The organism is Streptomyces sp. MB09-02B (assembly GCF_033794485.1).
Taxonomy (GTDB): domain Bacteria; phylum Actinomycetota; class Actinomycetes; order Streptomycetales; family Streptomycetaceae; genus Streptomyces.
The window spans coordinates 1-7,235 of record NZ_JARGEE010000427.1 but is presented as its reverse complement, the minus strand read 5'-3'; the positions used below and the strand labels follow the sequence as shown (position 1 = coordinate 7,235).

General features: G+C 71.4%; 7 protein-coding genes. 4 read left to right on the top strand and 3 right to left on the bottom strand.

The genetic code is table 11. The annotated features are described in order from the left end of the window. A partial coding sequence (locus tag P1P70_RS36840) for a helix-turn-helix domain-containing protein (protein WP_319245535.1) occupies positions 1-383 on the top strand: 383 nt, incomplete at its 5' end. Here P1P70_RS36840 and P1P70_RS36835 read toward each other — a convergent pair. Then, positions 358-879, bottom strand: coding sequence for a hypothetical protein (locus P1P70_RS36835; protein ID WP_319245533.1), 522 nt, complete (start codon positions 877-879; stop codon positions 358-360). The two genes, P1P70_RS36840 and P1P70_RS36835, sit on opposite strands and share 26 nt — an antisense overlap. A gap of 459 nt (positions 880-1,338) precedes the next feature. Here P1P70_RS36835 and P1P70_RS36830 point away from each other — a divergent pair, with 459 nt between their 5' ends. Together P1P70_RS36830 and P1P70_RS36825 are read left to right on the top strand one after the other, a co-directional pair. Next, a complete protein-coding gene (locus P1P70_RS36830) occupies positions 1,339-2,100 on the top strand; it encodes a MerR family transcriptional regulator (RefSeq protein WP_319245532.1) in 762 nt (253 codons plus the stop codon). Between the two features lie 205 nt (positions 2,101-2,305). Then, positions 2,306-3,283 (top strand): DedA family protein, encoded by a 978-nt coding sequence (locus P1P70_RS36825; RefSeq protein WP_319245530.1) that lies wholly within the window; start codon positions 2,306-2,308, stop codon positions 3,281-3,283. 137 nt (positions 3,284-3,420) lie between these two features. On the opposite strand, the gene P1P70_RS36820 is transcribed toward P1P70_RS36825, so the two are convergent. Both P1P70_RS36820 and P1P70_RS36815 read right to left on the bottom strand, forming a co-directional pair. Beyond that, entirely contained in the window at positions 3,421-5,148 is a 1,728-nt protein-coding gene (locus P1P70_RS36820) for a threonine/serine ThrE exporter family protein (protein ID WP_413471633.1), read from the bottom strand. 149 nt (positions 5,149-5,297) lie between these two features. Then, on the bottom strand, positions 5,298-5,789 hold the full coding sequence (locus P1P70_RS36815) for an inorganic diphosphatase (protein ID WP_045562613.1): 492 nt from the start codon (positions 5,787-5,789) through the stop codon (positions 5,298-5,300). An 85-nt stretch (positions 5,790-5,874) separates the two neighbouring features. Between P1P70_RS36815 and P1P70_RS36810 the strand changes: the two genes are divergently transcribed. Next, positions 5,875-7,235 (top strand): D-alanyl-D-alanine carboxypeptidase (locus P1P70_RS36810; RefSeq protein WP_319245527.1); only part of this gene is annotated, 1,361 nt, incomplete at its 3' end.

Here is a 7,235-nt window from a genome sequence, read left to right as displayed (position 1 = left end):
CCCCGAAGACCGACACGCTCGCCTCCCCCCAGCCGCCCGACTTCGCCGCGCTGATGGCGGCCGCGGCCGAGGACGGTGGCCCCACCGCCTGGGCGGAGGAGCGCCTGCGCCCCGTACGAGCGGACCAGCGCGATCTGGTGGAGACCCTCTGCGTCTGGCTGGAGAAGAACCTCAGCACCAGGGAGACCGCCCGCGCCCTCGGCCTCTCCGAGGCCACCGTCCGCAATCACACCCGGGACGCGGCCGGCCTGCTCGGCATGGACTTCTCCACGAAAATGGTCGGCATCACCGACACCGACGTGGTGACCGTGGCCGACATCGCCCTCGCCCTGCACGTCCTGCTGGGCCGCCCGGCCCTCACCCAGCCGCCCCGAGGCTCCTGAGCCGCCGGTCCCCCCGGCACGGTCCCGCCGAGGACCGAAACCCGCGCACGTGCCCCAACACGTGCGCGGGTTGCCCCGTGGGTCCTCCGGCCCGGCGCCTCGCACCGGATGCCGGCCCCTCGCCCCCGGCGGACAGCCGGCGGGCCCCGAGCCCGCACGCCGGTACGGGCGCCCGCCACAGGACGAGTTGGGCGCCCTCGGTGCCGGCACGCGGGTGGTGCACATGGTGGGGCGGGCGCATCCACAGCCGGCCCGCCCGGTGCTCCGTCCCGTCCTCGTCGATGATGCTGCCCGCGACGATGTGGGCGGCCTCGGCGAAGTCCTCGTGCACACAGGCCTGGCTCGGCGCGTTCGGCGGCCACACCACGAGGTGGGCGGTGAAGCCGGCGTCGTCGCCCGCGAAGAGGGGCACGATCGTCAGCCGGTCGCGGTCCACACCCTCCAGCGCGGCACTGAGATCGACGAACGCGGTGTCCCTCGAGTCGGTCTGGTCCAAGACAGTCCCTCCGCCGGCAGCTACGGGGTCGGAAGAGGCGACGGTGGCCGTCCCGTCGACGGAACGCCTGGCCCGCACCCCCGTGACGGGCCGGGCGTTCTCGTCCGCGGACACCGCGCGGGCGGTGGTCGGCGTCGTCCGGTACCACCTGGGAAGGAGGGCCCCGGACGACGTGCGCTCAGCCTAGGAAGACCGCCGGGACGCCGGCCATTGCACAAGTGCACGGTCCGCGCGCCCGGGCTTCGCGTTGTGCACAGTGGGACGCGTGTGACGTGCCGCCAGTGCGTTTCACCAGCCCCGAGCCTTGCGGAAGTGCACAGTCCGCTACGGCCCGGCGCCCATGGCCCGGCCTCCACCCGGCCCCGGCGGTCGGGCGGCACGGTCGGGCGGCACAGAGGACTTGCACCTCACGTCACGTGAGGACCCAGCCTGGAACACGACCGACAAGGGAGCGGAAGCATGAGCCACACCGTGGGACAGGTCGCGGGCTACGCCGGCATCACGGTGCGCACGCTGCACCACTACGACGAGATCGGCCTCCTCGTACCGAGCGAGCGTACCCACGCGGGTCACCGCCGCTACGGCGACGGCGACCTCGACCGGCTCCAGCAGATCCTGTTCTACCGGGAGCTCGGCTTCCCCCTCGACGAGGTCGCGATCCTGCTCGACGATCCGCAGGCGGACCCACGGGCGCACCTGCGCCGCCAGCACGACCTGCTGACCGCCCGGATCGAGAGACTGCAGAAGATGGCCGCGGCCGTGGAGCACGCCATGGAGGCACGCAGGATGGGTATCAACCTCACCCCCGAGGAACGGTTCGAGGTCTTCGGCGACAAGGACCCCGAGCGGTACGCGCAGGAGGCGGAAGAGCGCTGGGGCGGCACGGAGGCGTACGCGGAGTCGCAGCGCCGCGCCGCCACGTACACCAAGGAGGACTGGAAGCGCATGCAGGCCGAGGTGGCCGACTGGGGCGCGCGCTACGACGCCCTGATGGCCGCGGGCGAGGATCCGACCGGCGAGGCGGCCATGAACATGGCCGAGGAGCACCGGCAGCACATCGGCATCTGGTTCTACGACTGCCCGTACGAGATGCACCAGGGCCTCGGTGAGATGTACGTCTCCGACGAGCGCTTCAAGGCCTTCTACGACGCCATGCGCCCCGGACTCGCCGAACACCTGCGGGACGCGATCAACGCGAACGCGGCCCGGACGCGCCCCTGATCGCTCCTCCGCCCACCCCGCTGACCACACAGCTTGGTCTCAGTGCGGCCACAGGGCACTCTGGAGGAACCGGTGGAACCTCGTGGGGTGACCGAGCGTTGATAGCTTTGGTCACCCCTATGGGTCCCACCCCCTGTGCGACCCGCCGTCGTGGGCCCCCACCCACAGGCGGTTCACTTTTCCTCACCCCCAGGAGCCCGGAACCGTGCAGACGATCGCCCTCGGACCGAGCTGGCTGGATCCGGACTACCTGCTCAACTCGTTCGGCATCTGGGGCCTGCTCCTGATCGTGTTCGCCGAGTCCGGCCTGTTCTTCGGGTTCTTCCTGCCCGGTGACTCGCTGCTGTTCACGGCCGGCATGCTGATCACCTCGGGCACGCTGGACTTCCCGCTGTGGCTGGCGATCGTGCTGATCTGCGTCGCGGCGATCCTGGGCGACCAGGTGGGGTACATGTTCGGCAAGAAGGTCGGCCCCTCGCTCTTCAGCCGCCCCGACTCCCGCTTCTTCAAGCAGGAGAACGTCACCAAGGCCCACGAGTTCTTCGAGAAGCACGGCCCGAAGTCCCTGATCCTGGCCCGCTTCGTGCCCATCGTGCGCACGTTCACGCCGATCATCGCGGGCGTCAGCGGCATGCGGTACCGCACGTTCCTCGTCTTCAACATCGTCGGCGCCATCCTCTGGGGCGCGGGTGTCACCCTCCTCGGATCCTGGCTCGGGCAGATCGAGTTCGTGCACAAGAACATCGAGGCGATGCTCATCCTCATCGTCCTCATCTCGGTGCTCCCGATCGTCTTCGAGCTCCTCAAGGCGAGGAAGGCGAAGAAGAACCAGCCCCAGCAGCCCCCGCAGCAGCAGTCCGCCGCCGCCCCGGCCATGGACGACGCGACGACCCAGCTCCGCCGCATCCCGCCGACCGACCAGCCCCAGCAGCAGCCGTACGACCAGAACCAGGGCTACGGCAACCAGGGCTACGGCAACCAGACTTACGACAACCAGGGCTACCCGCAGCAGCAGGGCTACCAGGAGAACTACGGCCACCAGCAGCCCCAACAGCAGCCCTACGCCCCGCAGTCCCCGCAGGGCGGCCAGTACCCCCAGGGCGGCCAGTACCCGCAAGGTGGCCAGTACCCCCAGAACCAGAACCAGCAGGGCTACCAGGGCCAGGACTACCCGCGGTACTGAACGACCAGGGTCCCGCGCCCCGCTTTCAAGGGGCGCGGGGCTGGGTCTATTCGCGGCTCCGCCGCGTGGGCGCGATCAGCACAACCGACCCGCAGCCGCCAACACTCAGCGGCCCCCGAGCCATGAGGCACCCGGCGCTAGAAGCCTCGCGTCCGCTTCGCGGCCTTACGGCCCGCCCGCGCGGCCCCCGGCAGGAACAGCCGGAACATCTCGGACCCGAGGTTCACCCCGATCGCGATGGCCATCGCCAGCGCCGCCGCCTTCGTCAGCGAGACCAGCCCCGCGTCCACGTCGTTCTGCGCGAACCCCAACAACCCGAAGTACGTCGCCGATCCCGGCAGCAGCGGCCCGATCGCCGCGGTCGTATAGGGCAGCGCGGAGGCGAACCGGTACCGCGACAGCAGCTGACCGAACAGCCCCACCAGCCCTGCCGCCACGGCGGTGGAGGCCACCGGCGAGATCCCGCCCGCGTCGTGCATGGCCCCGTACACCGCCCACGCCACACCGCCGTTGAGGGTCACCGCCAGCACGGTGGATCGTTCCTGCTGGAGCAGCAGCGCGAACGTCAAGGACAGCAGCATCGACGCCCCGAGCTGCAACAACGGCCGGTCCGCGCTGCCGAGCGCCGCGTCCGGATGCAGCTCGGCGCCCAGCTTCACCCCGAAGTACAGGACGAGCAGCACCCCCACCACGATGCCCACGAAGAGGTACATGACCTCCAGGAGCCGCGCGGAGGCGGTGATGTAGAAGCCGGTCAGCCCGTCCTGCACACCCGCCACCAGTGCCCGCCCGGGCAGCAGCGCGAACAGCCCACCGGTGACGACGGCGGACGCCTCCACGTCCACGTGCGCCACGGTCAGCGCCACCCCGATCGCCGCCGGGGGCATCGCGGCCACCAGGAACTGGTAGAACTCCGGCAGCCCCCGCCCCGAGCACAGCCACGCCAGCCGGTCGCCGAGCATCGCGCCGAGCGCCGCCGCCACGAACACGACCACGCCACCGCCGACCAGCACGGACGCGGCCCCCGCCAGCAGCCCGCTCGCCAGGGTCAGCGTCCAGCCGGGGTACGGGTGCCGGTTGCGCCGTATCTCCGCGAGCCGCCGGTAGGCCTCCTCCAGCGAGATCGCGCTCTCCGGGTCGCTGAGGTCGTCCACCAGCCGGAAGACCGCCGCGAGCCGGGTGTAGTCGGTGGCCCGGCGCCGCACGATCCGGGACGCTGTGACCGGGTCGTCCACCAGCGACGGCTGGTGGGTGACCGACAGCTGGGTGAAGGTCACCGTCGGCTCGCAGCGGTCGAGGCCGTAGGACCGGCACACGGCGAACATCGCCGCCTCCACGTCCTCCGCGCCCTCGCCGCCCGCCAGCAGCAGCTCACCGATCCTCAGGGTGAGGTCGAGCACACGGGGTACGGCGGGCCCCGTGTCGCCCTCCGCGCGCGCCGGCGGCTCCGGCGCGGGCCGCTCGGCCACCGGCATCCGCAGCATCGTGCGCATCCGGTCCTGCCAGGGCACGTCCTTGGTCAGACTGACGGCCGGGATCCCGCCGGCCGGCGTGAACGCGACCGGCGCGTGCCGTGCGCTGTAGGTCCGCGGCACACTGAACGCCGACCCCTCGTGCTCGTCAGGGACCCCCTCCGGCGGAGCCAGCCCCTCCGGCAGGGCGAACTCGGAGGTCGTCTGCGCCTCGCCCTCCGCCCCCGCGGCCGGTACGTCCAGCCCCGCCGGGATCGCGAACTCCGAGGTCACCGACGCGTCACCGTCGATCCCCAGAGCGAATCCCACCGGAGCGAAGGCACTGCCCGCCTCGTCCGACACCGGCTTGCGGTCCTCCAGCGGCCCGCCGTCCCCGGGCTTCGTCACTCCCACTCCGCCGCGCTCCCTGTACGACACCTCGGACACGCCTCAGTATGCGCATCGACACACACGGATACGCGAACGGGCCACGCGCCCCTCCTGGGGACACGCGGCCCGTTCGCGGAATCGATCGGCAAGACAGCCGGAGACCTCAGGCGGGGTCAGTGACCGCCCTGCTCCTTGAAGCGCTTGTACGACTTCTCGACCTCGGCCTCGGCATCGGCGCGGCCGACCCAGTCGGCGCCCTCGACGGACTTGCCGGGCTCCAGGTCCTTGTAGACCTCGAAGAAGTGCTGGATCTCCAGGCGGTCGAACTCCGACACGTGGTGGATGTCACGCAGGTGCTCCTGGCGCGGGTCCGTCGCCGGGACGCAGAGCAGCTTGTCGTCGCCGCCGGCCTCGTCCGTCATCCGGAACATGCCGATCGCACGGCACTTGATGAGACAGCCCGGGAACGTCGGCTCGTCCAGGATGACCAGCGCGTCCAACGGGTCGCCGTCCTCGCCGAGGGTGTTCTCGACGAAGCCGTAGTCGGTCGGGTAGGCGGTCGAGGTGAAGAGGCGACGGTCCAGGCGGATCCGACCGGTCTCGTGGTCCACCTCGTACTTGTTCCGCGAACCCTTCGGAATCTCGATCGTGACGTCGAACTCCACCGGTGACTCCTCCATGATCAACACATAGTTCTGGTGGTTAAGTGTCCCTCACGCAGGTGTGTGATCGCGAAAGGGGCTGGTGGTCGTGCGGGAGCCGAAGGTCTGGCGGGCCGCGAGACCCCGTGTGGTGCGGGTGGTGCAGGGCGTGAAACCGGGGCTCGTACGCGTCACGCGCGCCGTGAAGCCCGGTGCCGCGCGCGTCGCACAGGCGGTGAAACCCGGCGTCGTACGCGTCACGAGCGCCGTCACGGCACGCTCTTCGCAGCTCGCGGGGAGCACGAAGAAGCTCACGACCCTCCAGTTCACCGCCGGCGCGGCCACCCTGGGGCTGGTGTTCTCGGCCGGGGCGGTGGCCGCCGCCGGACCCTGGGACTCCTCCGGTCAGCGTACGGCCGAGCGCGACTGGGCGGCATCGCGCGGCAGCCAGGGTGGCGCAGATCACGGACGTAGTTCCGGTACGTCGTCCGGTAGTGCGGCGGGGGCGCCCAAGCCCGCGCCGAGCGCCCCCTCCGTCCTGGCCGGCCTCGGCGGTGCCTCCGGCGCGGGCTCCGCGCCCGACTCCGCCGCCCTGGGGGCCCTCCTGGACCCGATCCTGAACTCCTCCGTCCTGGGCCCCCGCCGCGCGGCCTCCGTCGTCGACGTAGAGACCGGCGAGCAGCTGTACGCCCAGAACGCGGACGACGCCCTGACCCCCGCCTCCACCACCAAGATCGCCACGGCCGCGGCGGCCCTCTCGGCGGTCGGCCCCGACCACCGCATCGAGACCCGCACGGTCCTGGACCCCGACTCCGCCGAGGTCGTCCTCGTCGGCGGCGGTGACCCCACCCTCTCCGGCCACAAGGACACGGACGGCTACGCGAGCCTGCGCACCCTCGCCGACCGGACCGCCGCCGCCCTCGCCAAGCGTCACCTGAACGAGATCACCCTCACCCACGACGTCTCCCTCTACGAGGGCCCCGAGCAGCACACCATCGGCCCGAACGGCAACCTCGCCCTGGTCGTCCCGCTGATGGTCGACGAGGCCCGCCTCGACGACTCCTCCAGCGGCCAGGCGGACCGCGATCCGGACCCGGTGGGGGACGCGACCGCCGAGTTCGCCGACCTCCTGGAGGACCGGGGCGTCAAGGTGAGGATCGAGGGCTCCACCACGGCCCCGAAGAACGCGAAGGAACTCGCGGCGGTCTCCTCCCCGCCCCTCGCCACCATGGTCGAACGCATGCTCACCAACAGCGACAACGACATCGCCGAGGCCCTCGCCCGCCAGGTCGCGCTCGCGACGGGGGAACAGCCGAGCTTCGAAGGCGGCGCGGCGGCCATCAAGAAGTCACTGAAGAAGCTCGAAGTGCCCCTGGAAGGCGTCGAGTTCGCGGACGGCAGCGGCCTCAGCCGGGGCAACGCACTGACCCCCGCCCTCCTCACCGCCCTCCTCGCCGAGTCGGCGTCCCC